We start from the raw sequence: 22,109 nt of genomic DNA, 5'->3' as shown, positions 1-22,109 counted from the left end.
AGGCGGTTCAGGAGGTCGCGTCCGAGTTTGGCGCCGTGGCCTTGACCCCGGACGGTGGACACGGGGTTATGCGGCTTGAGGTGCTGCCGCGGTCTGGTTGCAGTGTTGCATCTCGAAGGCCACTGGGCTGACCTGGCCGATCGAGGAGTGCCGGCGACGCCGGTTGTAACGGTCCTCGATCCAAGTTCCGACGGCCTGGCTGGCTGCGGCCTTGGTGGGCCAGACGCGGCGGTAGTAGAACTCGGTCTTGAGTGTGGCGAAGAACGACTCGGCCATCGCGTTGTCCCAGCAGATCCCGGTGTAGCCCATCGACCTGGTGATGCCGTTCTCGACGGCGAAGGTGGCGATCTGCTCCGAGGCGTACTGGGTGCCTCTGTCGGTATGGAAGACGACCTGGGCGGGCAGCTCCCCGCGCAGGGTGATCGCCATCGTCAGGGCGTCCTGGACCAGGTCGGTGCGCAGGTGATCAGCGATCGCCCACCCGATCACACGACGCGAGTGAGCATCGATCACGGGGCCAGGTAGAGCCACCCCTCCCAGGTCCTCAAGTAGCTGATGTCGCCGACCCAGACGGCGTTGAGGACCCCGGTGTCCCACACCCGTTTCGTGGCGTCAGGGGGGTAGGTGTCGCCGGCCTCGCGCTCGGTGGTGGTGCGCCACCGGCGTGGGCAGATCCCGCGCAGGCCGAGCTTGCGCATCGTCTTGGCGACCATCTTGCGACTGATGACCTCGCCGTCCTCACGCAGATCGGCCAAGATCCTGGGTGCTCCTGAGACCTCGTCGGACTCGCCGTGGAACCAGGCGATCTTGGCCTCGATCTTCTCCGCTCGGACCGCTCGTTTCGAGGGCAGCCGCGCCGACCAGGCATAGAACCCCGACCGGGAGACCTCCAGGAGGCACGCCATCCGCGAGACGGTGTGGTTGCTCTTCTCCGCGTGCATCAGCGCGAACGCTTCTCGTTCGTATCCGATGCTTCCTGGGCGAAGAAGAGGGAGGCTTTTTTCAAGAACGCCCGATCCATCTTCAGCTCTGAGTTCTCCTTGCGCAGCCGAGCGAGCTCAACCCGCTCGGTCTCGGACAGGGCGCCGTCACCGGCGTCCTGGCGCGACTTGAACAGGTTGACCCACCGGCCCAGCGTCTGTTCCTTGACACCAAGCTCACGAGCCACCACGGCGACCGGACGACCGGTGTTGATCACCAACTTCACGGCCTCGTCCTTGTACTCAGGAGTGAACTCCCGACGCTGTCTTCCCATAGTGAAGATCCTCTCTTACGAGGTGTCCACCAGACGGGGTCAAGGCCACCGTCACGCATGCGGGGCGGCCGCCCATGCGTCGCCAGACGCGAACCACACGTAGCCGACCCCAACAGCCCGCCGGTGCGCATCATCAACACCCCCAAGCAAGACAGGCACGCAGCCTAAACAGCGACAGTCCCAAGACGCCCCTGCCCGAAAACGGCTCAGGGGCGTCTCGCGCGTCCTCCGCCACCCACGATCACGCTCGCAGGGACGCTACTCAGCAGATCGCGGGTGAGAGCAAGTCCACCCACGACGAATAACCCGAGTCGGGATCACCTGACTCGGGTTTCGCAAACAGGGCGGCCAACATTTCGCAACCACCCCACGGTGCCCCCGGCAGGATTCGAACCTGCGCTCCCGCCTCCGGAGGGCGAACCGCAGGGGTCGGTGACATCTGCGGGCTGACCTGCGTCGATGTCCTCAAACTCTTGACATCGCAGGCTGATCGCGCCTCGCGTAGGTCATCACGGAGGGTCACTCGATCTCACCAACTTTCGCGGCCTCCTGCGGCCTGAGAGCGGCCAGCGACCCGACGACGTGGGAGGGTGTCCCGCATGGCTAGGGGCTCGCTGAGGTCGCGCGTCAACGCGCGTGGCGAACCGCGACGCCTGAAGAACTCTGAGGCGGAGGCGCTGTTGGCGTCGGAGAAGCGCATCGAGAGCCCGATCACCTGGGCGCCCGACGGCACTCGTTACGTCCGAACGACTGTCACCGTGACGACCACGCTCGGAGAGAATCTGAAGATGACCGGGCGCATCTCGCTGAAGGAGCCCGGCCGCTCAGGCTGGACGCTCACGTGGGGGCGGAAAGAATCCGGGGAGCACCCTGAATCGATTCGGCGCCTTGACCTGCGGGATAGTCACCCGAACCCTGACGGTGAGCGGTGGAATGGACAGACGCACAAGCACCGATGGTCGGAGAAGGACAACAACGCTTGGGCGTACACACCCGACGACATCCCCCACGAGCAGCCGGGGAGTCCTGTCACCCGTGACAACTACCGTGAGATCTTCGAAGCGTTCGCGGTTGAGTGCGGAGTCTCACTCTCGGACGGCTACGCATGGAGTGAGCCTGATCTCGACTCGCCCCGTTCCGATTCCGGCCTCTGGGAGGTGCCATGAATGTCTGTGAGGGGCCTCTGAGCGGCGTCCTTCGGGTCATCACGGCCGATCTCGGGTGGGAGTGCGAGCCACTGCCAGACGGGCGGGCCATCATCTCGACGGGCCGTCGCTACGCGGACAGCGAGCCCGTGGAGATCTACATGGCCGCTCACGCCGACATGTTCGACCTGAGTGACGGTGGTGAGACGCTTAGCCGTCTGCACGCTGGCGGATACGACGCTGAAGACGCTGTGCATCAGGCCATGTGGCGCGACCTCCTCCACGAGTACCGGGTGTCGTTCAGCGATGGCGTCGTCACCTCCACGGCCACCGTCCAGAACGCACCCCACGTGCTGAGCCGCATGGCTGACGCGCTCCTCGGACTCGACGCTCTGCGCGTGCTCGCGCCGCCAGTGGTGAAGCGACCGCGGACCTTCGCACGGGCCGTGGAGGACTACCTCCGAGAGCAGTTCAGCGACGAGGCCGTGGAAGCGAATCGGAACGTGACTTTCGACGGTCAGACGGTCAGGCCCTCGTTTACCGTGACCGCGAAGCGCGGGCCGATATACGTACAGGCCGCGGCGACGACATCGGGCCACCAGGGCTACGAGCACGCGTTCTTCACATTCTCGATGGCGGCACAGGCTGAGGTGCCGTTCGAGCAGCGGCTGGCCATCCTCGGTGGCACCCGGCGGTCCTGGACTCCTTCCCGACTGACCGTGCTCGCCGAGCGCGCCAACGTCGCGCTCTGGGAGGAGTCGGGCGGCGAGTTGGACGCCTTCCTGAGCGGCGTCAAGTCGAAGTCGGGCCTTCTGATCCCACAGACCACTCTGCCGTGAAGTCGGCGAGGCCCCCACGGCCGGGAGTTGAGCGCGGCCGTGGGGTTCTCTGTGCACCGTCGTGGGCGTGTCCGGTCACCCGGTCTGGTGCTGCCCTCGGATGGGGGCACGAGGGCGGTCTCGGGGCAGCGCTGCCTGCTGTATACGGAGCGCGCCCAGAAGATCGTTAGCCCGAGAGTAGATTTCTCAGGGCTTCTCGAAGAGTTCCGTGACAGATACCCCGAGTGCTGTAGCGAGGGGCCACACATGGGAGATGCCGACGTCGCGTTCGCCTCGCTCGATGAAGCCAATGACGGCGCGGTGCAGGCCAGCATCGTGTGCGAGTTGCTCCTGTGACAGGCTCCGAGCGGTACGGAGGCTCCTGACACGGCGCCCGAACTGTCGCAAGTTTTCCTGCGAATCGTTCGGCGGCGCTTCGGTCATGAGACAGATGACGCTATGTTTCGGATTCGTAGCGGTCGACTACGAATCCGTAGCAGAATGCCACCCATGGTGAAGAACACAGGCCGCGCTATCGCGGCGGCTTTCCTCGTAATCGTTGTCAGTGGATGCGGAGGAGGCTCCGAGGAGGCTCCCGCGCCCGCTGAGACATCCGAGAGCGCTGCGGTGAACGACTCCCCGTACTCCTACGAGTTCGACGGCTCGGGGGCCAACGTCGATGAGAGTCAGTTCGGTGACGACTGGCCGCTCACGGTCGAGAGTGGTCGGGTGAACTGCTCCCCGGTGGGAGATACCAGCGGAGTAGAGGCGGTCTTCACCTCTGACGACGAAAAGCGATACGCGCTGAACGGCACGGCTAAGGGCGGTGCTGAGGCGAACGGCTACCTCATGGTCGATGAGATCTGGGCCGACAACCCGGACTTCGATGGAGCGAAAAAGGACATCGGCGTACTGATCGACGTGTGCAAACCACTGCTGTAGTGATCGTCGAAGGTTGTTCTCTACGGCAACGGGGTCTGGCGACGATGGCTACGAAGGTACGCACCGATGTTCGTGGTCGATGGTGTCGAGACCGTCGACGCCATCGACTAGCCAGCGGCCAAGCCGTTCGATCGCGTGCTCCTGGCAGCAGCATGCGTCAGGTTCGGGATCGTTGTTCGGGTATCCGGAGCCTCGAATCCACCTCTCGATCGTGACGTACGCGGCGACGCGCAAGACGTCGTCATGGGCGTACCTCTCGTTGATCTCATCGGCGATAGTGAAGTCGTCTTCGGGCTGCTCGTCGGGCAGCGCTGCTTCGATCATCGCTATGCGTCGACGACGCTCAGCGTGGGCGTCTGGTCGCGCCATGTTGTTACCTCCCGCTCCAGTTCGGTGAGCCGTTCGTCCATGTCGTCGTCGGCGGCGTGACGACCGACCTCCAGCAGCGCGCGGGCGGCCCGCACCCGCACGGCTGGGGTCGCGTCCCTGAGCGCGGCCACCAGGGTCCGCACGGCCTCGTGCTGTGCTGCCAGGAGCGCGCTGGTGGCCTCCGACGACGCCTGCCGTGCTGCTGCCCTGTACGACATCGTGAACGCGGCTGTGTGGAGCCACCGCCTGACAGTCCGCTCGGTGACCTTCGCGGCTTGCGCGGCCTCGGTGACGGAGCCAGAGACCACCAGCGTCCGCACGGCGAGTCCCTGCGCTGGGGACAGTTCACCGGAGCGGACAGCGACGGTCACATCGGGACGTCCGGCGCTCACGGGGTCGCGCCTCGGTTGGTGGAGCGGACGGTAACGCTCTGGTCCGGCCCCGGGGACTCCGTAACACTGCCGGTTGGGGCATCGGTGTCGGTCTGCGGTTCGTCCATGCCCTCCCGGGCGGTGAACCCTAGTGGTCGGGGTGGGCGCGGGTCGCGGTTGTCGAGGAGCACGTCAGCACCTCCACTGACGGCCGCGAGAAGCGCTCCGAGATCGACGCTCGATACCGTGCGACGAGTAACAGTCCTATGTGCGCTGGTCTGCTGTCGTGCGTCCGCCACGCTGTCGACAGCAGACGTCGCGGCTCTTACTCGCGGCAGCAACGTCTGCAGCGCCTCAACGTGCGGATAGGCGTCGGCCAGCGCGGCCTCCACCTCGGCCGTGGCCTGCTCGTGCACGACATCCGCCCCGTCCACGATCGCGTGAAAGCGATCACGGATAAGGGCGTCGATCGTGGCGCGGATGCGTTCGACTGCCATGTTGGAACGGACGGTGTCGGGCGGCTGTGGTTCCTTCGGGGGTTGCTTGCCGTCGAGTTCGGCCTCGATCGCCCGCTCTGTCCATCGCGCGTGCTCGCGGTGGTACTTCTGCCCGCGCTCTCGGATGCGTTCGGTCACCTCCGACTCGCGCTCTCGTTCGGCTTGGATCTTGGCGTCGATTGCTGCGACGGCAGGCAAGGCGTCGCTGATATCGCTCATCGGCGCCCCTTCCGTCGCTGTGCGTCCGCGTCAAGGGCGGCCCGGGCCTCTGCCGCTGCCTCGGTATTGGCGAGTAGTGAGGCGGCTTGAAGGCTGCCCTGCTGGTACTGGGACAGCAGAGAACCGTTCCTCACTCGGCGGATGGCTGCGACCTGTTCTGGCGTCAGGTCAACGTCAGGGCGTCCGGTCGGTACTCGGTGTTCGTACGGCATGGTCAGTTCTCCTCATCGGTGGTCGCGTCGTGCAGCGCACGCGCGGCTGGGTTGCGGGTGGCGTCGATCTGGGGCCACGACGCCGCGCGGCTCTCGGGTGTTCCACCTCGTCGGACCTGCTGGCGGGCAGCGCCGCGACCGAACCGGGCGCGGACAGCAGCCGGGGTCAGGCGTTGGATCGCGTCGAACGGGTCTCGCTTGCTAGTCATGCGGTCTTCCTCTCGTCGTGACGGTGTTCGTAGTCGGTGCACGCGCTCCCGGGCGGTAGGAGCCCGCTCGCGCGGTCGCAGATGCTCACTGGCCGGTCGCAGTCGCGGCACCTGGGTTCGGTGGCGCGTTCTCGCTCTCGCTGTTCGCGGTCCGCGGCGTCGATCACCCTGCGGACCTCCAGGCGGTGAGCGGCAGATGCCCGGAGCCGTGCGTGGGGGTTGACGGTCGTCGGGTCTTGGCTGGAGATCTCCACCATCCGGCGTGCGATGTCGGCGGACACCGCGAGATCCTCAGCGAGCGTGTCCACGGGGTGGGGGTTCTTCTTGTGGTTCCTACTTGAGGTTCGGGGCAAGCCGCTTGCCCTCTGGGAAGGCTGAGTTTGACCCCTAGGCTCGTCGGTTTGACCTCTGGGAGCCTCGCCAGAGGGCAACTCGCTTGACCTCTGAGAGTCGTCCAGAGGGCAAGCCGGTTGACCGCTGAAGGTGAGCCGATACCGGGCTGCGCGACGCTGACGTGGCTGCTCGACCACCTCCAGCCACCCACCATCAAGAAGCGTTCGCGTCGCCTTCTGTGCGGTCGGCTTGGACAGGCCCGTGATCTCGCAGAGGTGCGACTGGGCCAGCCACACCTCATCGAGGCCATGGGAGGCGTACCGAACGAACGCGAGCGCCACGAGACGCACGTTCGGCGGCAGGTCCGACGACCACACCGCGTCGGTCCAGCGATGCCGCTCGTTGCGTGCGGCCATCTCTCTACCTCTCGTCACTGACTGGTCGGGGCAGGTCAGGCGACCGTGACCCGCGGCTCCTCGCGGTGCTCCTCCAGCCACGCGAGTACCTCTGAGCGGCGGTAGCGGGGGCGGCGCCCGACCATGAATGCGCGGGGGAGTTCCACGCTTCCGCTGCTCCGCCAGTTCGCGAGCGTCGCCGGACTTACGCCGAGTAGGTCGGCGGTCTCGACGATGCTCAGAAGCGGGTCACTCTCGGTCATCTCGACTCCTCACTAGTGGAATACGTATGAGGAGCATCACCGATGTTCTATAACTGAAGCAAAATATGTTCTATACTAGTAGCCATGACGAATGTTGGGGCGGCCATCGCTGCGAACCTGCAACGGGTAATCGCGGAACGCCGAAAGGGAGGGGAGGCGCTGACCGACCGCGACATCGAGCGCGCGACAGCGGAACTTGGAGACCGTTTGGTGCACACGCTCGTGCGACGTATACGGCTTGGCGAGCGAGAGCGTGGTCTGACGGTTGACGAATGGCTGACGCTCTCCCTGGCGCTGTCAATTCCCCCGCTCGATCTGCTCGGCGGCGAGGTTGTGGTTGGTGGTTCCACGCACCCTGCTGGCCGTGTTCGGCGCTGGATTGTGGGAGGAGCGCCGCTTAACACGGTGCCCGACTCGACGCGGTACGGCTGGAGCGAGATCGAGCGGCTGGCGGCAGTGGCAGGCAATCGGGAACCGAGCCACCTGGCGCGGCGGCTCATGGATGCGGCCCGGCGGGTCGACTCGGAAGATTCGCGCGGCCAGCGCCGAGCCCTCGTGAGCATCCTCGGCACGCTCGCGGGAGCACTGGAGGCGTTGGAAGACGACGAAGTGGCCGACCGGATCGACCGGCGTGCCGAGAAGGGTGGAGAGTGACATGGCGGGATTCGTGGAGCGGCGGGGTCAAGGCCGGTGGCGGGCTCGGTACCGCGGCCCGGATCGGCGAGAGAGGTCGCGGACGTTCCCGCGGCGAACGGAGGCGGAGCGATGGCTCGCCGCTCAGGAGCACGCCATCGCGGTGGGCGAGTGGCTCGACCCGTCGCGGTCCGCGCTGACGCTGGATCGGTGGATCGAACAGTGGTTGCCGTCGCGTCGTGCCGACCTGCGGTCGACGTCGTTCCAGCGGCTGGAGCAGGTCATCGAGTCCCACGTGTTGCCACGGTTCGGGAAGCGTCGCCTCTCGACCATCACGAACGCGGAAGTGCGTCGGTGGGTCGCTGAGTTGCAGGCGGGCGACGAGGCGGCAGAGCGCAAGCCGCTGTCCGCTGCGTCGACTCGCAAGGCGACGTTCGCGCTCAGGTCGGCGCTGGATGCAGCCGTGGCTGACCGGCGGCTCTCGGTGAACCCTGCGGCGAACGTCCCGCTGCCGAGCGAGCGCGCCGCTGAGCAACGGTTCCTGAGCCGTGAGGAGGTCGACGCGCTCGCGGAGGCCATTGACCCGGCCTATCGCGACGTCGTGCTCCTCGGCGCGCTCTGCGGGCTGCGGTGGGGCGAGATCGCCGGGCTGCGGCGCTCGCGGGTGGATGTGCTGCGGTCGCGTCTGACGATCGACCAGACCGCGGTCCAGGTTGACGGTGAGGGGATCTCGTTCGGTGAGCCGAAGACTAAGGGGTCACGCCGCACCATCCCAGTGGCGCGCTCGGTCATGGCTGAGATCGAGGCGCACCTCATGGAGCGGGTCGGACCGGAGCCTGACGCGCTCCTCGTCACCGGCCCGGACGGGGGGCCGATGCACCGGGGAACGTTCTGGCGGATCGCGTGGAAGCCTGCACTCAAGACGTGCGGTCTCCAGGGCCTCCGGGAGCACGATCTGCGCCACACGTACGTCTCGCTCCTCATCGCGAGCGGTGCGAACGTCAAACAGGTGTCCCAGTGGGCCGGGCACTCCTCGGTGACCGTCACGCTCGACGTCTACGCGCACCTCATGCACGACGACGGCGACGACATCGCGGACCGCATGGACGCGCTCTTGGGAGCCCGCTCGGAGGGTGCTCAGGTGCGATCGATTGGCGGCTAGATTCGCCCGTCATGCGGCCTCCGTGCGGCCTGACGGTCCCACGGCTGCGAATGACAAAGGGCCCTTGACCTGCGTCTATGCAGGTCAGAGACCCTTTCGCATGAGTGCCCCCGGCAGGATTCGAACCTGCGCTCCCGCCTCCGGAGGGCGGTGCTCTATCCCCTGAGCTACGGGGGCCCACGGACTCGTGAAACCCGTCTGGCGAGTTCCGCGAAGTGCGGTGTGAGCCTACCCCACGGCCGCTACCGTGAGTGGGTGCCCACCGTCCTGGTCGTTGATGACACGGCGTCCATCCGCTTCCTGATCCGGACCAACCTGGAGCTGGCCGGCTTCGAGGTGACCGAGGCCGTGGACGGGGTCGACGGGCTGGAGCAGCTGCGGGCCGCTGCACAGGCGGGGACGCTGCCCGACGCGGTCACGATCGACGTGATGATGCCGCGCCAGGGAGGCGTCGCCACCGTGGCGGCGATCCGGTCCGACCCGCTGCTGCGGGACCTCGCGCTCGTCATGCTGACGACGCAGAACCACCCCGCCGACGTCCAGCGCGGGCTGCAGGCCGGGGTCGACGCCTACGTCACCAAGCCGTTCGACCCCGACGAGCTCGTGCAGACCGTCCGCACCGCGATCGAGTCCCGCGCGGACTGAGTCGTCGAGTCGGACCCTTGAAGATCCGGCTCGGCCGCGTGCGAGGCGCGCGCGCCCGCCTCGATAGGCTGGGGCGGTGACTCCCGAGCAGCTCTCCACCGCCATCGTCGACGCCCTGCACCGCCTCGTCGACGAGGGCCGACTGAGCCTGCCCGACGGCGTCCCCGGCACCGTCCTCGTCGAGCGCCCCAAGGTCAAGGAACACGGCGACTACGCCACCAACATCGCCCTGCAGCTGGCCAAGAAGGCCGGCGTCAACCCCAGGGAGCTGGCCCAGCAGCTGGCCCACGTGCTCGAGCAGGGCGACGGCATCGCCAGCGCGGAGATCGCCGGCCCGGGCTTCCTGAACCTGCGGGTCGCCGCCGGGGCCCAGGGGACGCTCGCCACGACGATCCTGCAGGCCGCGGACGACTACGGCCGCAGCGAGACCGGGGTCGGACAGCGGGTCAACCTGGAGTTCATCAGCGCCAACCCCACCGGACCCCTGCATCTGGGGCACACCCGGTGGGCCGCGGTGGGCGATGCGCTCGCCAGGGTCATCGAGGCCACCGGCGCCGAGGTCGCGCGGGAGTTCTACATCAACGACCGCGGCAACCAGATGGACAAGTTCGGCCAGTCCCTCGCGGCCCGCGCCAACGGCGAGGCGCCCCCGGAGGACGGCTATCGGGGCGCCTACGTGGCCGACCTCGCACAGCGGGTCCTCGAAGCCGACCCCGCGATCATGGACCACCCGCACGACGTGCAGGTCGTGCGGTTCCGCGACCAGGGCTACGCCCTGCAGCTCGCCGAGCAGAAGGCCGAGCTCGACGAGCTGCGCACGCACTTCGAGGTGTGGTTCTCCGAGCGTTCCCTGCACGACTCCGATGCCGTGGAGCGCGGGTTCGCCCGGCTGCGCGAGCAGGGCAACCTCTACGAGGCCGACGGCGCCACCTGGATGCGCACGACCGACCACGGCGACGACAAGGACCGGGTGCTGGTGCGCTCCAACGGTGAGCTCACCTACTTCGCGTCGGACACCGCCTACTACGTCGACAAGCGCGAGCGCGGCTTCGACCCCTGCATCTACCTGTTGGGCGCCGACCACCACGGGTACGTCGGCCGGCTCCAGGCGATGGCCGCCTGCGTGGGGGACACCCAGGGCGAGCAGCTGCAGGTGCTGATCGGTCAGCTGGTCAAGATCATGAAGGACGGCGAGGAGCTCAAGCTCTCCAAGCGCGCCGGCACGATCGTCTCGCTGCGCGAGCTCATCGACCTCATCGGCGTCGATCCGCTGCGCTACACCCTCATCCGGTACCCCGTGGACTCCCCGCTGACCCTCGACGTCGCCGAGATGACGAGGGCCAGCAACGACAACCCGGTCCACTACGTCCAGTACGCGCACGCGCGCCTGGCCAGCATCCTGCGCAACGCCGCCGACCTGGGGGTCCTGCTCGACGCGGACTCCATCGACCCTGCGCTGCTGTCGCACGAGCGCGAGGGTGACCTCCTGCGCGCCCTGGCCGAGCTGCCACGTGTGGTGGCGCGTGCGGCCGAGCTGCGGGAGCCGCACCGCGTCGCCCGCTACCTGGAGGACACGGCCTCCACCTTCCACAAGTTCTACGACTCGTGCCGCGTGCTGCCCCAGGGCGAGGAGGAGACGACCGACCTGCACCACGCACGGCTCGCGCTCGTCGCGGCGACGCGCCAGGTCATCGCCAACGGGCTCGCCCTGCTGGGCGTGTCCGCTCCGGACAGGATGTAGGCATGCGCTCCCACGAGGCAGGTGCCCTGCACGGACAGGCCGGTGACCGAGGCCCCGCCTGGCTGCGCGTCCCCGAGGACCCCGACGTCCTTGTGCGGCACCTGTGGTCCTCGGGCGTCGCCAAGGCCGACGGTGTCCTGTCCGTCGCGGGCGTGACGGCACCGGAGCTGGCCGAGGAGTTCGGCACGCCGCTCTACGTCGTGGACGAGGACGACTTCCGCGGCAGGGCCCGCGCCTTCGCGCTGGCGTTCCCCGACGCCGATATCTACTACGCGGGCAAGGCGTTCCTGTGCGTCGCCACGGCGCGGTGGGTGGCCGAGGAGGGGCTCAACCTCGACGTCTGCACCGGGGGAGAGCTCGCCGTCGCGCTGCGGGCGGAGTTCCCCCCGGAGCGGATCGGCCTGCACGGCAACAACAAGTCGGTGGCCGAGCTGCGGCGTGCCCTGCAGGCGGGTGTCGGCCGGATCATCGTCGACAGCGTCGAGGAGATCGCCCGGCTGGACGCCCTGACGGCGGAGCTCGGCGTGCAGGCCGTGGTCATGGTCCGCGTCACGGCCGGCGTCGAGGCCCACACGCACGAGTACATCTCCACGTCCCACGAGGACCAGAAGTTCGGCTTCTCCATCGCCGACGGCGCCGCGCTGGACGCCGTACGTCGTGTGGTCGACTCCCCGGGCCTGACGTTCGCGGGCCTGCACTCGCACATCGGCTCACAGATCTTCGTCACCGACGGCTTCGAGGTCGCGGCCCGCCGGGTGCTGCGTCTGCACGCCCAGGTGGCCACCGAGCTCGGCGTCGTGGGTGCCGAGCTCGACCTCGGAGGCGGCTTCGGGATCGCCTACACGACGCAGGACGACCCGGCCACGCCCGACGACCTCGCCCGCGGTCTGCTGAAGATCGTCGACGACGAGTGTGCCGCGCTCGACGTCGCGGTCCCGCGGCTCTCCTTGGAGCCCGGCCGCGCCATCGCCGGTCCGTCCACCTTCACGCTGTACGAGGTCGGCACGACCAAGGCGGTCGGGCTCGACGGCGGCGCCTCGCGCCGCTACGTCTCGGTCGACGGCGGCATGAGCGACAACATCCGCCCGGCGCTGTACAGCGCCGACTACTCCTGCACGCTCGCGTCGCGCGACTCCGGCGCGCCGGCGGTGCTGAGCCGGGTCGTCGGCAAGCACTGCGAGGCCGGCGACATCGTCGTCAAGGACGAGTACCTGCCCGGCGACGTCCGGGCTGGTGACCTGCTGGCCGTCCCCGGCACGGGCGCCTACTGCCGGTCCCTGGCCAGCAACTACAACCATGTGCCCCGCGCGGCCGTGGTGGCGGTGCGCGACGGTGAGGCCCGGGTCGTCGTGCGGCGTGAGTCCGAGGACGACCTGCTGGCCCTCGACCTCGGCTGACCGACCGTCGACCGGGGTCAGCGCAGGCCGCGGTGCGGTCCGGGCCCCAGGTCGGAGAGCCGGTCCTCGTCGTTGTAGACGGCGCACACCTCCAGGGACAGGCAGCCGCAGCCGATGCAGCCGTCGAGGTTGTCGCGCAGGTTCTGCAGCCGGGCGATGCGGGCGTCGAGGTCGATCCGCCAGTGATCGGTGAGCCGGGCCCAGTCCGCGGACGTCGGCGTGCGACCCGGGGGCAACGTCGCCAGGGCGTCAGCGATCGCGCTCAAGGGGATGCCCAGGCGCTGGGAGAACTGGATGAAGGCCAGGCGTCGCAGGACGTCGCGGTGGTAGCGGCGTTGGTTCCCGCTCGTGCGGCTGCTCTCGATGAGCCCCTCGCGCTCGTAGAAGTGCAGCGCCGAGACGGCCACGCCGGAGCGGCGGGAGGTCTCGCCAGGGGTCAGGGGCTGATGCCTCAGCCGAGCGTTCGACACACCTCGAGCGTACTTGAGGTGGGTGGGGGCCGACCGTCAAGCGGCGCAGTACGTCGCGGCGGCCGGCCCCTGGGTCGTCTCGCGGGACCGGCGATCGTTGTCCACGGCGATCTCGCAGCGCACGAAGCTGGCCGTCGGCGAGGTCTGGGCCCAGACCTGCAGGTAGGGCCCGTCGCCCCGACCCACGGTCTCCACGGTGATCGGACGGCCGTCGGCAGAGGCCTCCTCGGTGTCCTTGCCGTCGGCATCGCGATAGGTGAGGGCGAACGGCCCGTCGGAGGTCACGGTGAGCTCGACCAGGACCTGGCGGCGAGTGTCGGTCGTCGGCACGGCGGAGACGTCGGCCGAGGTGTTGGCGGCATCGGGCCTGAAGGCCTGCTGGTAGACGTCGTGGCCCGCGTAGCCGGCCACGCCGAGTACCACGACGACGGCCGCCGCGACCGCGAGTCGCCACTCGCGCGCGTGCCGGCGCCGAGCGGATCGGCTGGAGCTGCCCATGAGGCAAGGGTAAGCGTCGGGGCTCGTGCGGTCTCAGGTTCCGGCGGTGCGTCGTCCCGGTCGACCCGGCGCCGATACGCTACGACGCGTGAGCATCTCCACTGTTTCGTCCGAGCGGCCCCTGCGGGTCGCACTGCTCGGCTGCGGCGTGGTCGGGAGCGAGGTCGCGCGTCTGCTCACCCGCGACGCGTCCGAGCTGGCCCGTCGCGTCGGCGCCCCCCTGGAGCTCGCCGGCATCGCCGTGCGTCGCCCCGGACGCTCCCGCGACCTCGACGTCCCCGAGGAGCTGTTCACCACCGATGCCCACGGCCTGGTCACGCGTGGCGACATCGACGTCGTCGTCGAGGTGATCGGGGGCATCGAGCCGGCGCGTGAGCTCATCATGGCGGCGCTGGAGCACGGAGCGTCCGTCGTCACGGCCAACAAGGCGTTGCTCGCCGAGGACGGGGGCCAGCTGTTCGAGGCAGCGGCCAAGGCCGAGCGCGACCTCGCCTTCGAGGCGGCCGTCGCCGGGGCCATCCCGATCGTGCGACCGCTGCTGGAGTCGCTGGCCGGCGACGCCGTGCACCGGGTGCTGGGCATCGTCAACGGCACCACGAACTTCATCCTCGACGCCATGACCACGCACGGCTCGGGCTTCGCCGAGGTGCTCGACGAGGCGCAGCGGCTGGGGTACGCCGAGGCCGACCCGACGGCCGACATCGAGGGATTCGACGCCGCGTCCAAGGCCGCGATCCTGGCCTCCCTCGCCTTCCACACGCGCGTCACGATCGACGACGTCCACCGGGAGGGCATCGTCGACGTCACCGCCGCCGACATCCGCTCGGCCGACGAGATGGGCTGCGTCGTCAAGCAGCTGGCGATCTGCGAGAAGATCGACACGCCCGACGGACCCGCCGTCTCGGCCCGCGTCCACCCGGCGATGATCCCGAACGCCCACCCGCTCGCCAGCGTGCGCGGCGCCTACAACGCGGTCTTCGTCGAGAGCGAGTCCGCCGGCCAGCTGATGTTCTACGGACCCGGCGCCGGCGGCCCACCCACCGCGAGCGCCGTCCTGGGCGACCTCGTCTCCGTGGCCCGCAACCGCGTCAAGGGGGTCTGGGGTCCGGGGGAGTCCACCCACGCGCAGCTCGAGGTCCTGGACATCGGCCGGGCCCGGACCAGGTACCACGTCCAGATCGACGTCGACGACCGCGCAGGGGTGCTGGCCACCGTCGCTCACGCCTTCGCCGAGTTCGGTGTCTCGATCAAGACCGTCCGGCAGGAGGGCCATGGTTCGGACGCCCAGCTCGTGATCGTGACGCACGAGGCAGAGGACGAGGCCCTCGCCGCCACCGTCGGAGTGCTGCGCGACCTGGACATGGTGCGCGACGTCTCCTCCGTCATGCGCGTGGAGGGGATGTCCTGATGGCGGCTCCGGAGCCCCCGCGCGGCGCGCGACCATGGCGCGGCGTGATCGAGGAGTACCGCTCCTGGCTCCCGGTCGACGCCGACACACCCGTCGTCTCCCTGGGGGAGGGTGGTACGCCGCTCGTGCGCTCGGCCTGGCTCTCCGAGCTGACCCGGGGCGAGGTGCACCTCAAGGTCGAGGGCGACAACCCCACGGGCTCGTTCAAGGACCGAGGCATGACGGCAGCCATCTCGGTGGCCGTCGCCGAGGGCGCCAAGGCCGTGGTGTGCGCATCCACGGGCAACACGTCCGCGTCGATGACGGCTTACGCGGCTCGAGCCGGCCTCACCCCGATCGTGCTCGTGCCGCACGGTCGGATCGCCGCCGGCAAGATGGCCCAGGCCGTCATGCACGGTGCCGAGGTCATCCAGGTGCGCGGCGGCTTCGACGAGTGCCTGCAGATCTCCCGCGGGCTCGCCGACTCCTACCCGGTGGCCCTGGTCAACTCCGTCAACCCGGTGCGGCTGCAGGGCCAGAAGACGGCGGCCTTCGAGATCGTCGACGTCCTCGGCGCAGCACCGGACCTGCACCTGCTCCCGGTGGGCAACGCCGGCAACATCTCGGCCTACTGGATCGGCTTCCGCGAGTACGCCGAGGCCGGCCTGGCGGCATCGACGCCACGCCTCTGGGGGTTCCAGGCGGCCGGCGCGGCGCCGATCGTCAGGGGCGAGCCGGTGCCGGACCCGGACACCGTGGCGACGGCCATCCGGATCGGCAACCCCGCCTCGTGGCGCCTCGCGGAGGCCGCACGCGATGAGTCAGGTGGACGCATCGACGCCGTGACCGACGAGCAGATCCTCACCGCCCAGCGCGAGCTCGGCTCCCGGGATGGCGTCTTCGTCGAGCCCGCGTCCGCTGCCGGGGTCGCGGGGCTCGTGGCGGCCGTGCAGGCCGGCGAGGTCGATCCGGGCCTCACCATCACCATCACCGTCACCGGGCACGGCCTGAAGGACACCGAGACCGCCCTGCGCGGCGTCGACTCGATCGTGGACTCGGTCATCGACGCCGACGTCGAGGCCGCGGCCGAGGTCGCCGGGCTCGCATGAGGTACGTCCCCGACCCCGTCACCGTCAGGGTCCCGGCCTCCAGCGCGAACCTGGGGCCCGGCTACGACGCCCTCGGGTTGGCGGTCGACGTCCACGACGAGCTGACCGCGCAAGTGCTCCCGACGGACGGGCTGGAGATCCTGGTCACGGGGGAGGGCGCCGACGACGTCCCGCGCACCGACGAGCACCTCGTCGTGCGGGCGATGGACGCCGCCTTCGCCCTCATGGGCGTGCCCCGTCCGGGGCTGCGCCTGTCGTGCACCAATGTCATCGCGCACGCGCGGGGGATGGGCTCGTCGTCTGCGGCCATCGTCGGTGGGATCGTCCTCGCCCGGGCCCTGGTGCCCGACGGTGCCGAGCTGATGACCGACGGCGCGGCCTACCAGCTGGCGCACGACCTCGAGGGGCACCCCGACAACGTCGCCGCCGCGCTGTTCGGAGGGTTGACGATCGCGTGGGTCGACGGTGCCGCCGTCGACGTCCTGCGCCTCGACGTGGACGTCCCCCTCACCCTGATGGTGCCGCCGGAGCCGGTCTCGACGGCGGTGGCACGCGGTCTCCTCCCGGCGACGGTCCCGCACGCGGACGCCGCCATGACGGCCGGCCGCGCCGCACTGCTGGTGGCGGCTCTCCTGACCTCACCCGAACGGCTCGTCCCCGCCACCGAGGATCGCCTGCACCAGTCCTATCGCGCGGCGGCGATGCCGGAGTCCCACAAGCTGTTGCGTCGGCTGCGGGTCGAGGGTGTCCCCGCGGTGATCTCCGGCGCGGGGCCGACGGTGCTGTCCTTCGCCCACGGGATCGCCGACCGGGCTCCGACGGGGTGGAGCGTCCTCGAGACCGGGGTCGCCCCGCGCGGGGCCCACGTGGACCGAGCACGACTGTTACAGTGAGCGCGTCGGAGTCGAGCTCTCGTCTCCCCGACATCATCCGCACACTGGTCCGCTCCGCAGGAGCCCGTCCACCAGTGCGGCACAGAGATCCAGGCCCACACGGCCACCTCCACGAAGGAACCCCCACGTGACTGACACCCCCACGACCGAGTCCGCCGCGCCTGCTTCAGCGCCCGATGCCGGGGCAGCCCCACCCTCAGACCCAGCCCCGCCCCGCAAGAGCGGGGGTGCTCTGGGCGGCAAGGTCCTCGCGGAGCTCAAGGAGATCGCCGCAGACCTCTCCATCGAGGGCGCCGCCACCATGCGCAAGGGCCAGCTCATCGACGCCATCAAGGCGGCTCGCGGCGACGCGCCGAAGACGGCTCCCAAGAAGTCCGAGGCACCGGCGCAGGAGGCGCTCCCGGAGTCGGCGGGCGACAAGCCCGCCGCGAAGGACGCATCGCGAGGCGCCGAGCAGCCCCGCACCTCACCGGGCCAGGACGACACCTCGGCCGACGACCAGGGCGGCCGCGGCAACCGGCGCGCCAGGAACCGCGGCAAGGGTGGCGAGGCTCGCGGTGGTGACGACGGTGGCAAGAGCGGCGAGCAGCGCGGCGATAACGACGACAACGGCAAGGGCGAGCAGCGCGGCCGTGGTGGCAACGACAGCGGCAAGGGCGAGCAGCGCGGCCGTGGCGGCAACGACAGCGGCAAGGGCGAGCAGCGCGGCCGTGGCGGCAACGACAGCGGCAAGGGCGAGCAGCGCGGCCGTGGCGACGACCAGCGTGGTGGCAACGATCAGCGTGGCAAGAGCGGCGATCGCACCGGCAACGATGATCGCACCGGCAACGATGATCGCACCGGCAACGATGATCGCGGTGGCAACGGCGATCGCAGCGGCAACAGTGACCGCGGTGGCAACGACGACGGCCGCGACGACGACGGGGGCGGGCGACGTCGCAACCGGCGCGGTCGCAACCGCGGCACGCGTGGACCGGACGGCGAGCCCACCTACACCGAGGACGACGTCCTCGTGCCGGCCGCCGGAATTTTGGACATCCTCGACAACTACGCCTTCGTGCGCACCACGGGCTACCTGCCGAGCGAGAACGACGTCTACCTCTCGCTCTCGATGGTCCGCAAGCTCGGGCTCCGCAAGGGCGACGCCGTCACCGGACAGGTGCGCCAGCCCCGTGAGGGCGAGCGCAAGGAGAAGTTCAACCCGATGGTGCGCGTCGACACCGTCAACGGCATGACGGCCGAGGAGGCGCGCAGCCGCGTCGACTTCTCCGAGCTCACCCCCGTCTTCCCCACCGACCGGCTGGTCCTGGAGACCGAGCCGACGGCCATGACGACGAGGATCGTCGACCTCTTCGCGCCGATCGGCAAGGGTCAGCGCGGGCTCATCGTGTCGCCGCCCAAGGCCGGCAAGACCATGGTCATGCAGGAGATCGCCAACGCGATCACGACAAACAATCCCGAGTGCCACCTGATGGTCGTCCTCGTCGACGAGCGTCCTGAGGAAGTCACCGAGATGCAGCGCACGGTCAAGGGTGAGGTCATCGCCTCCACCTTCGACCGTCCGGCTGGCGACCACACGACGGTGGCCGAGCTGGCCATCGAGCGCGCCAAGCGTCTCGTCGAGCTGGGGCACGACGTCGTCGTGCTGCTGGACTCCATCACCCGGCTGGGGCGGGCGTACAACCTGTCCGCGCCGGCGTCCGGACGCATCCTGTCCGGCGGGGTGGACTCCTCGGCGCTGCACCCGCCGAAGAAGTTCTTCGGTGCAGCACGCAACCTCGAGGACGGTGGCTCGTTGACGATCCTCGCCACGGCGCTGGTCGAGACCGGCTCGCGCACGGACGAGGTGATCTTCGAGGAGTTCCAGGGCACCGGCACCATGGAGCTGCGCCTGCGTCGGGACGTCGCCGACAGGCGGAACTTCCCGGCGATCGACGTCGAGGCCTCCAGCACCCGGCGCGAGGAGCTGCTGATGTCGGGCGACGAGCTCGCCGAGGTCGGGAAGCTGCGCCGGCTCGTGGCCGAGAAGGAGGGCCAGCAGGGCATCGAGCTCGTGCTGGATCGCCTTCGCAAGACGTCCAGCAACGCGGAGTTCCTCCTGAGCGCGAGCAGGACGATGCCCGCCGCAGGCTCCGTGCAGGAGTGAGACCGGACGTCGGCCCGGCACCCCACGGGGTGCCGGGCCGGCGTGCGTCGGGGCCCGTTGCCCTGCGTCCCCCGGCCCGCCCTCCTAGGCTGGCGGCATGACCACTGCGCATGACTTCTCCGCCACCGCGATCGACGGTGCCGAGAGGCACCTGGCCGACTACCGCGGCAAGGTGCTCCTCGTCGTCAACACCGCGACCCAGTGCGGCTTCACGCCGCAGCTGACCGGCCTCGAGGCGTTGTTCGCCGAGTACGCCGACCGCGGTCTGGTGGTGCTGGGCTTCCCGTGCGACCAGTTCGGCGGCCAGAACCCCGGCTCCGACGACGAGACCGCGTCCTTCTGCGAGAAGAACTACGGCGTCTCCTTCCCGATGTTCGCCGAGGTCGAGGTGAACGGCGACGACGCCCACCCGCTGTACCAGTGGCTCAAGCAGGAGAAGGGCGGCCTCGGTCCGAGCAAGATCAAGTGGAACTTCACCAAGTTCCTCATCGACCCCGAGGGCACCGTGGTCAAGCGCTACGGCTCGACCACCAAGCCCGAGAAGATCGCCGCCGACGTCGAGAAGCTCCTCCCCGCCTGACGGTCCACCGGTGGTGAACCGGCGTCCCGGGGAACAGGGCGGGCTCCGATTTCGTTGTGACGAGTACCAGATGGCACAATCCATCCTTGGTGCTGGTTCACGGGACTTCCGACCCAGCACCTCACGAGAGGACTCCCATGCAGAACGACATCCATCCCGAGTACGTGGAGACCCAGGTGACCTGCACCTGCGGCAACTCCTTCACGACGCGCAGCACGGCCACCGAGGGCACGCTTCGTGCCGACGTGTGCTCGGCCTGCCACCCCTTCTACACCGGCAAGCAGAAGATCCTCGACACCGGTGGCCGCGTGGCCCGGTTCGAGAAGCGCTACGGCAAGAAGTAGCGACGCCCACGGCGCCGACCCGCTCCACCACGGAGGGGTCGGCGCCGTCGTCCGTTCCCGTCCGTCCGGCGAGAGGTCCTGAGGTGTCCGATGCGTTCGATGCCGTCGAGGCGCTCATCGTCGAGCATGCCGAGCTCGAGCAGCGCATGGCCGACCCCGCGCTGCACAGCGACCCGTCGGCCTCGCGCCGGGTCGGACAGCGCTACGCCGAGCTGACCGCCATCATCCGCACGTACCGGGACTGGCAGCAGGCCGGTGACGACCTCGGCGCCGCCCGCGAGCTCGGTCTCGAGGAGGAGGTGGCCGGCTTGGAGCGACGCCTGCCCGAGCTCGCCGAGCGGCTGCAGCGCCAGCTCGTGCCGCGCGACCCGGCCGACGCCAAGGACGTCATCCTGGAGGTCAAGGGGGGTGAAGGGGGGGAGGAGGCGGCCCTGTTCGCCGCCGACCTCCTGCGCATGTACACGCGCTACGCCGAGCAGCGCGGCTGGAGCGTGGAGGTGCTCGACGCCACGGAGTCCGCGCTCGGCGGGTACAAGTCCGTCACGGCGGCGGTCAAGGCCAAGGGAACGCCCGAGCCCGGCGAGGCGCCGTACGCGCTGCTGAAGTTCGAGGGCGGGGTCCACCGGGTGCAGCGCGTGCCCGTCACGGAGTCGCAGGGCCGCATCCACACCTCGGCGGCTGGCGTCCTGGTGCTGCCCGAGGCCGAGGACGTCGACGTCGAGGTGCACGACAACGACCTGCGCATCGACGTGTTCCGCTCCTCCGGCCCGGGTGGCCAGAGCGTCAACACCACGGACTCCGCGGTGCGCATCACGCACCTGCCCACCGGGATCGTCGTGAGCTGCCAGAACGAGAAGAGCCAGCTGCAGAACAAGGAGCAGGCCATGCGGATCCTGCGCTCCCGACTGCTCGATGCCGCACAGGCCGCTGCCGACGCCCATGCGGCCGACGCCCGTCGTTCCCAGATCCGCACGGTCGACCGATCCGAGCGAGTCCGGACGTACAACTTCCCCGAGAACCGCATCGGCGACCACCGCACCGGCTTCAAGGCCCACAACCTCGACACGGTGATGGACGGTGCCCTCCAGGACGTCATCGGCTCCCTCGTGGAGGCCGACCTCGCCGACCGACTTGCGGCGCTGGAGCGGGGCTCGGTCTCGTGAGCGTCCGCAGCCAGGCCGAGCGACTGCTCCAGAGCGCCACGCAGGAGCTCACGACGGCCGGCGTGCCGTCGCCTCGCGTGGACGCCGAGCTCCTGCTGAGCCACGTCACGGGCGTGCCCCGCGGCATGCTGACCACGCGTGCCCACCCGCACGAGATGCAGCGCCGCACGTACCTGGAGATGATCGCGGCCCGTGCTCGGCGCGTCCCGCTGCAGCACATCACAGGGTCGGCCGCCTTTCGCTACGTCGACCTCGAGGTCGGGCCCGGTGTCTTCGTGCCCCGCCCGGAGACCGAGGAGCTGGCCGGCTGGGCGATCGAGCGGGCGATGACGGTGGACGCGCCCGTCGTGGTGGACCTGTGCACGGGGTCGGGAGCCATCGCGCTGTCGGTCGTCCACGAGGTGCCGCAGGCCCGGGTGCACGCCGTGGAGCTCGACGCGTCGGCCCACGGGTGGGCCGAGCGCAACCTCCTCGGCACGGGGGTGGACCTGCGTCTGGGCGATGCGTTCGAGGCGTTCGGCGATCTCGACGGCGCCGTCGACGTCGTGGTGTGCAACCCGCCGTACATCCCGCTCGACGCCTGGGAGAGCGTCGCGCCCGAGGCCCGGGACCACGATCCGTCCCTGGCCCTGTGGTCCGGCGACGACGGCCTGGACGCGATGCGCGCCCTGGAGCTGGTGGCCTGGCGGCTGCTCCGGCCCGGCGGCGTCGTCGGTGCCGAGCACGCCGACGCCCAGGGCGAGAGTGCACCCGCGGTCTTCGTCCCCCGCTGGCGCGACGTGCGTGACCATGCCGACCTCTCGGGACGTCCCCGCTACGTCACGGCGACGCATCCCTGACCGAGGCCGGGCTCGCCGGCGTGGTGCCGTCGAGGATCAGGTCGGCGAGGGTGCTCGTGGACGACGTGGCGCTG

The 22,109-nt window shown here is 69.5% G+C and carries 25 protein-coding genes, 1 tRNA gene and 1 pseudogene; 16 read left to right on the top strand and 11 right to left on the bottom strand.

What is annotated here, in order from left to right:
• Nucleotides 1-66 precede the first annotated feature (66 nt).
• Nucleotides 67-1,264, bottom strand: a pseudogene (locus ACHAAC_RS16140) (IS3 family transposase).
• A 590-nt stretch (nt 1,265-1,854) separates the two neighbouring features.
• On the opposite strand from ACHAAC_RS16140, the gene ACHAAC_RS16135 reads away from it, so the two are divergent.
• Together ACHAAC_RS16135 and ACHAAC_RS16130 are read left to right on the top strand one after the other, a co-directional pair.
• The gene (locus ACHAAC_RS16135; RefSeq protein WP_435717341.1) at nt 1,855-2,421 is read left to right on the top strand and encodes a DUF6978 family protein; all 567 of its coding nucleotides are present in this window, start codon (nt 1,855-1,857) and stop codon (nt 2,419-2,421) included.
• The gene (locus ACHAAC_RS16130) at nt 2,418-3,239 is read left to right on the top strand and encodes a DUF1828 domain-containing protein (RefSeq protein ID WP_435717340.1); all 822 of its coding nucleotides are present in this window, start codon (nt 2,418-2,420) and stop codon (nt 3,237-3,239) included. Before ACHAAC_RS16135 ends, ACHAAC_RS16130 begins: the two co-directional genes overlap by 4 nt.
• Before the next feature lie 186 nt (nt 3,240-3,425).
• On the opposite strand, the gene ACHAAC_RS16125 is transcribed toward ACHAAC_RS16130, so the two are convergent.
• The gene (locus tag ACHAAC_RS16125; protein ID WP_435717339.1) at nt 3,426-3,662 is read right to left on the bottom strand and encodes a helix-turn-helix domain-containing protein; all 237 of its coding nucleotides are present in this window, start codon (nt 3,660-3,662) and stop codon (nt 3,426-3,428) included.
• 66 nt (nt 3,663-3,728) lie between these two features.
• Between ACHAAC_RS16125 and ACHAAC_RS16120 the strand changes: the two genes are divergently transcribed.
• Complete coding sequence (locus ACHAAC_RS16120) at nt 3,729-4,160, top strand: DUF2511 domain-containing protein (protein ID WP_435717338.1); 432 nt, start codon at nt 3,729-3,731, stop codon at nt 4,158-4,160.
• Nucleotides 4,161-4,208: 48 nt separating this feature from the next.
• Here the strand turns inward: ACHAAC_RS16120 and ACHAAC_RS16115 are convergent, their stop codons facing one another.
• From ACHAAC_RS16115 to ACHAAC_RS16090, 6 genes are all read right to left on the bottom strand, one after another.
• Nucleotides 4,209-4,484, bottom strand: coding sequence for a hypothetical protein (locus tag ACHAAC_RS16115; protein ID WP_435717337.1), 276 nt, complete (start codon nt 4,482-4,484; stop codon nt 4,209-4,211).
• Between the two features lie 2 nt (nt 4,485-4,486).
• A complete protein-coding gene (locus ACHAAC_RS16110; protein ID WP_435717336.1) occupies nt 4,487-4,921 on the bottom strand; it encodes a hypothetical protein in 435 nt (144 codons plus the stop codon).
• A complete protein-coding gene (locus ACHAAC_RS16105; protein ID WP_435717335.1) occupies nt 4,918-5,616 on the bottom strand; it encodes a hypothetical protein in 699 nt (232 codons plus the stop codon). The genes ACHAAC_RS16110 and ACHAAC_RS16105 overlap by 4 nt, the downstream gene beginning before the upstream one ends.
• Before the next feature lie 214 nt (nt 5,617-5,830).
• Complete coding sequence (locus tag ACHAAC_RS16100) at nt 5,831-6,037, bottom strand: hypothetical protein (RefSeq protein ID WP_435717334.1); 207 nt, start codon at nt 6,035-6,037, stop codon at nt 5,831-5,833.
• Nucleotides 6,034-6,786: a MarR family transcriptional regulator gene (locus ACHAAC_RS16095; protein WP_435717333.1), complete on the bottom strand. Its 753-nt coding sequence runs from the start codon at nt 6,784-6,786 to the stop codon at nt 6,034-6,036. Before ACHAAC_RS16095 ends, ACHAAC_RS16100 begins: the two co-directional genes overlap by 4 nt.
• Nucleotides 6,787-6,821: 35 nt before the next feature.
• The gene (locus ACHAAC_RS16090) at nt 6,822-7,028 is read right to left on the bottom strand and encodes a helix-turn-helix transcriptional regulator (protein WP_435717332.1); all 207 of its coding nucleotides are present in this window, start codon (nt 7,026-7,028) and stop codon (nt 6,822-6,824) included.
• An 84-nt stretch (nt 7,029-7,112) separates the two neighbouring features.
• Here ACHAAC_RS16090 and ACHAAC_RS16085 point away from each other — a divergent pair, with 84 nt between their 5' ends.
• Both ACHAAC_RS16085 and ACHAAC_RS16080 read left to right on the top strand, forming a co-directional pair.
• Nucleotides 7,113-7,682 (top strand): hypothetical protein, encoded by a 570-nt coding sequence (locus ACHAAC_RS16085; RefSeq protein ID WP_435717331.1) that lies wholly within the window; start codon nt 7,113-7,115, stop codon nt 7,680-7,682.
• A gap of 142 nt (nt 7,683-7,824) precedes the next feature.
• Nucleotides 7,825-8,823, top strand: a complete 999-nt coding sequence (locus ACHAAC_RS16080) for a tyrosine-type recombinase/integrase (RefSeq protein WP_435717330.1) — start codon at nt 7,825-7,827, stop codon at nt 8,821-8,823.
• Between the two features lie 105 nt (nt 8,824-8,928).
• Here the strand turns inward: ACHAAC_RS16080 and ACHAAC_RS16075 are convergent.
• A tRNA-Arg gene (locus tag ACHAAC_RS16075) sits at nt 8,929-9,000 on the bottom strand.
• A 78-nt stretch (nt 9,001-9,078) separates the two neighbouring features.
• Between ACHAAC_RS16075 and ACHAAC_RS16070 the strand changes: the two genes are divergently transcribed.
• The 3 genes from ACHAAC_RS16070 to lysA all read left to right on the top strand — a co-directional run bounded on the left by ACHAAC_RS16070 (nt 9,079) and on the right by lysA (nt 12,606).
• A complete protein-coding gene (locus ACHAAC_RS16070; RefSeq protein WP_435717329.1) occupies nt 9,079-9,468 on the top strand; it encodes a response regulator transcription factor in 390 nt (129 codons plus the stop codon).
• Between the two features lie 76 nt (nt 9,469-9,544).
• Nucleotides 9,545-11,209 carry an arginine--tRNA ligase gene (argS, locus tag ACHAAC_RS16065; protein ID WP_435717328.1) on the top strand — a complete coding sequence of 555 codons (1,665 nt, stop codon included), beginning with the start codon at nt 9,545-9,547 and terminating at the stop codon, nt 11,207-11,209.
• A gap of 2 nt (nt 11,210-11,211) precedes the next feature.
• Nucleotides 11,212-12,606, top strand: a complete 1,395-nt coding sequence (gene lysA, locus ACHAAC_RS16060) for a diaminopimelate decarboxylase (RefSeq protein ID WP_435717327.1) — start codon at nt 11,212-11,214, stop codon at nt 12,604-12,606.
• Between the two features lie 17 nt (nt 12,607-12,623).
• Here the strand turns inward: lysA and soxR are convergent, their stop codons facing one another.
• Both soxR and ACHAAC_RS16050 read right to left on the bottom strand, forming a co-directional pair.
• Nucleotides 12,624-13,076, bottom strand: a complete 453-nt coding sequence (soxR, locus tag ACHAAC_RS16055) for a redox-sensitive transcriptional activator SoxR (RefSeq protein ID WP_435717326.1) — start codon at nt 13,074-13,076, stop codon at nt 12,624-12,626.
• Between the two features lie 36 nt (nt 13,077-13,112).
• Nucleotides 13,113-13,574 carry a hypothetical protein gene (locus tag ACHAAC_RS16050; RefSeq protein WP_435717325.1) on the bottom strand — a complete coding sequence of 154 codons (462 nt, stop codon included), beginning with the start codon at nt 13,572-13,574 and terminating at the stop codon, nt 13,113-13,115.
• A gap of 88 nt (nt 13,575-13,662) precedes the next feature.
• Here ACHAAC_RS16050 and ACHAAC_RS16045 point away from each other — a divergent pair, with 88 nt between their 5' ends.
• The 8 genes from ACHAAC_RS16045 (at nt 13,663) to prmC (ending at nt 22,035) form a co-directional block, all read left to right on the top strand.
• A complete protein-coding gene (locus ACHAAC_RS16045) occupies nt 13,663-14,982 on the top strand; it encodes a homoserine dehydrogenase (RefSeq protein ID WP_435717324.1) in 1,320 nt (439 codons plus the stop codon).
• Nucleotides 14,982-16,070: a threonine synthase gene (gene thrC / locus ACHAAC_RS16040; RefSeq protein WP_435717323.1), complete on the top strand. Its 1,089-nt coding sequence runs from the start codon at nt 14,982-14,984 to the stop codon at nt 16,068-16,070. The genes ACHAAC_RS16045 and thrC overlap by 1 nt, the downstream gene beginning before the upstream one ends.
• Nucleotides 16,067-16,963 (top strand): homoserine kinase, encoded by an 897-nt coding sequence (gene thrB, locus ACHAAC_RS16035; protein ID WP_435717322.1) that lies wholly within the window; start codon nt 16,067-16,069, stop codon nt 16,961-16,963. The genes thrC and thrB overlap by 4 nt, the downstream gene beginning before the upstream one ends.
• A 127-nt stretch (nt 16,964-17,090) precedes the next feature.
• Nucleotides 17,091-19,109, top strand: a complete 2,019-nt coding sequence (gene rho, locus ACHAAC_RS16030; protein WP_435717321.1) for a transcription termination factor Rho — start codon at nt 17,091-17,093, stop codon at nt 19,107-19,109.
• 97 nt (nt 19,110-19,206) lie between these two features.
• Nucleotides 19,207-19,689, top strand: coding sequence for a glutathione peroxidase (locus tag ACHAAC_RS16025; protein WP_435717320.1), 483 nt, complete (start codon nt 19,207-19,209; stop codon nt 19,687-19,689).
• A gap of 137 nt (nt 19,690-19,826) precedes the next feature.
• A complete protein-coding gene (gene rpmE, locus ACHAAC_RS16020) occupies nt 19,827-20,033 on the top strand; it encodes a 50S ribosomal protein L31 (RefSeq protein WP_435717319.1) in 207 nt (68 codons plus the stop codon).
• Nucleotides 20,034-20,116: 83 nt separating this feature from the next.
• Nucleotides 20,117-21,196, top strand: a complete 1,080-nt coding sequence (gene prfA / locus ACHAAC_RS16015) for a peptide chain release factor 1 (protein ID WP_435717318.1) — start codon at nt 20,117-20,119, stop codon at nt 21,194-21,196.
• Nucleotides 21,193-22,035: a peptide chain release factor N(5)-glutamine methyltransferase gene (prmC, locus tag ACHAAC_RS16010; protein ID WP_435717317.1), complete on the top strand. Its 843-nt coding sequence runs from the start codon at nt 21,193-21,195 to the stop codon at nt 22,033-22,035. The genes prfA and prmC overlap by 4 nt, the downstream gene beginning before the upstream one ends.
• The last annotated feature ends 74 nt before the right edge of the window (nt 22,036-22,109 follow it).

The organism is Aeromicrobium sp. CF4.19 (assembly GCF_051262555.1).
Classification (GTDB): Bacteria; Actinomycetota; Actinomycetes; order Propionibacteriales; family Nocardioidaceae; genus Aeromicrobium.
Note: the sequence above shows the minus strand (reverse complement) of the source record. Positions and strands in the feature narration are given on the sequence as shown.

What these genes read in the sequence shown, in the direction of transcription:
- ACHAAC_RS16135 (WP_435717341.1), top strand. Translation starts at nt 1,855, where the DNA reads ATGGCTAGGGGCTCGCTGAGGTCGCGCGTCAACGCGCGTGGCGAACCG.
- ACHAAC_RS16090 (WP_435717332.1), bottom strand. Translation starts at nt 7,028, where the DNA reads ATGACCGAGAGTGACCCGCTTCTGAGCATCGTCGAGACCGCCGACCTA.
- thrC (WP_435717323.1), top strand. Translation starts at nt 14,982, where the DNA reads ATGGCGGCTCCGGAGCCCCCGCGCGGCGCGCGACCATGGCGCGGCGTG.
- ACHAAC_RS16125 (WP_435717339.1), bottom strand. Translation starts at nt 3,662, where the DNA reads ATGACCGAAGCGCCGCCGAACGATTCGCAGGAAAACTTGCGACAGTTC.
- rpmE (WP_435717319.1), top strand. Translation starts at nt 19,827, where the DNA reads ATGCAGAACGACATCCATCCCGAGTACGTGGAGACCCAGGTGACCTGC.
- ACHAAC_RS16095 (WP_435717333.1), bottom strand. Translation starts at nt 6,786, where the DNA reads ATGGCCGCACGCAACGAGCGGCATCGCTGGACCGACGCGGTGTGGTCG.
- ACHAAC_RS16130 (WP_435717340.1), top strand. Translation starts at nt 2,418, where the DNA reads ATGAATGTCTGTGAGGGGCCTCTGAGCGGCGTCCTTCGGGTCATCACG.
- ACHAAC_RS16085 (WP_435717331.1), top strand. Translation starts at nt 7,113, where the DNA reads ATGACGAATGTTGGGGCGGCCATCGCTGCGAACCTGCAACGGGTAATC.
- ACHAAC_RS16100 (WP_435717334.1), bottom strand. Translation starts at nt 6,037, where the DNA reads ATGACTAGCAAGCGAGACCCGTTCGACGCGATCCAACGCCTGACCCCG.
- ACHAAC_RS16115 (WP_435717337.1), bottom strand. Translation starts at nt 4,484, where the DNA reads ATGATCGAAGCAGCGCTGCCCGACGAGCAGCCCGAAGACGACTTCACT.
- ACHAAC_RS16105 (WP_435717335.1), bottom strand. Translation starts at nt 5,616, where the DNA reads ATGAGCGATATCAGCGACGCCTTGCCTGCCGTCGCAGCAATCGACGCC.
- thrB (WP_435717322.1), top strand. Translation starts at nt 16,067, where the DNA reads ATGAGGTACGTCCCCGACCCCGTCACCGTCAGGGTCCCGGCCTCCAGC.
- ACHAAC_RS16025 (WP_435717320.1), top strand. Translation starts at nt 19,207, where the DNA reads ATGACCACTGCGCATGACTTCTCCGCCACCGCGATCGACGGTGCCGAG.
- ACHAAC_RS16050 (WP_435717325.1), bottom strand. Translation starts at nt 13,574, where the DNA reads ATGGGCAGCTCCAGCCGATCCGCTCGGCGCCGGCACGCGCGCGAGTGG.
- ACHAAC_RS16120 (WP_435717338.1), top strand. Translation starts at nt 3,729, where the DNA reads ATGGTGAAGAACACAGGCCGCGCTATCGCGGCGGCTTTCCTCGTAATC.
- lysA (WP_435717327.1), top strand. Translation starts at nt 11,212, where the DNA reads ATGCGCTCCCACGAGGCAGGTGCCCTGCACGGACAGGCCGGTGACCGA.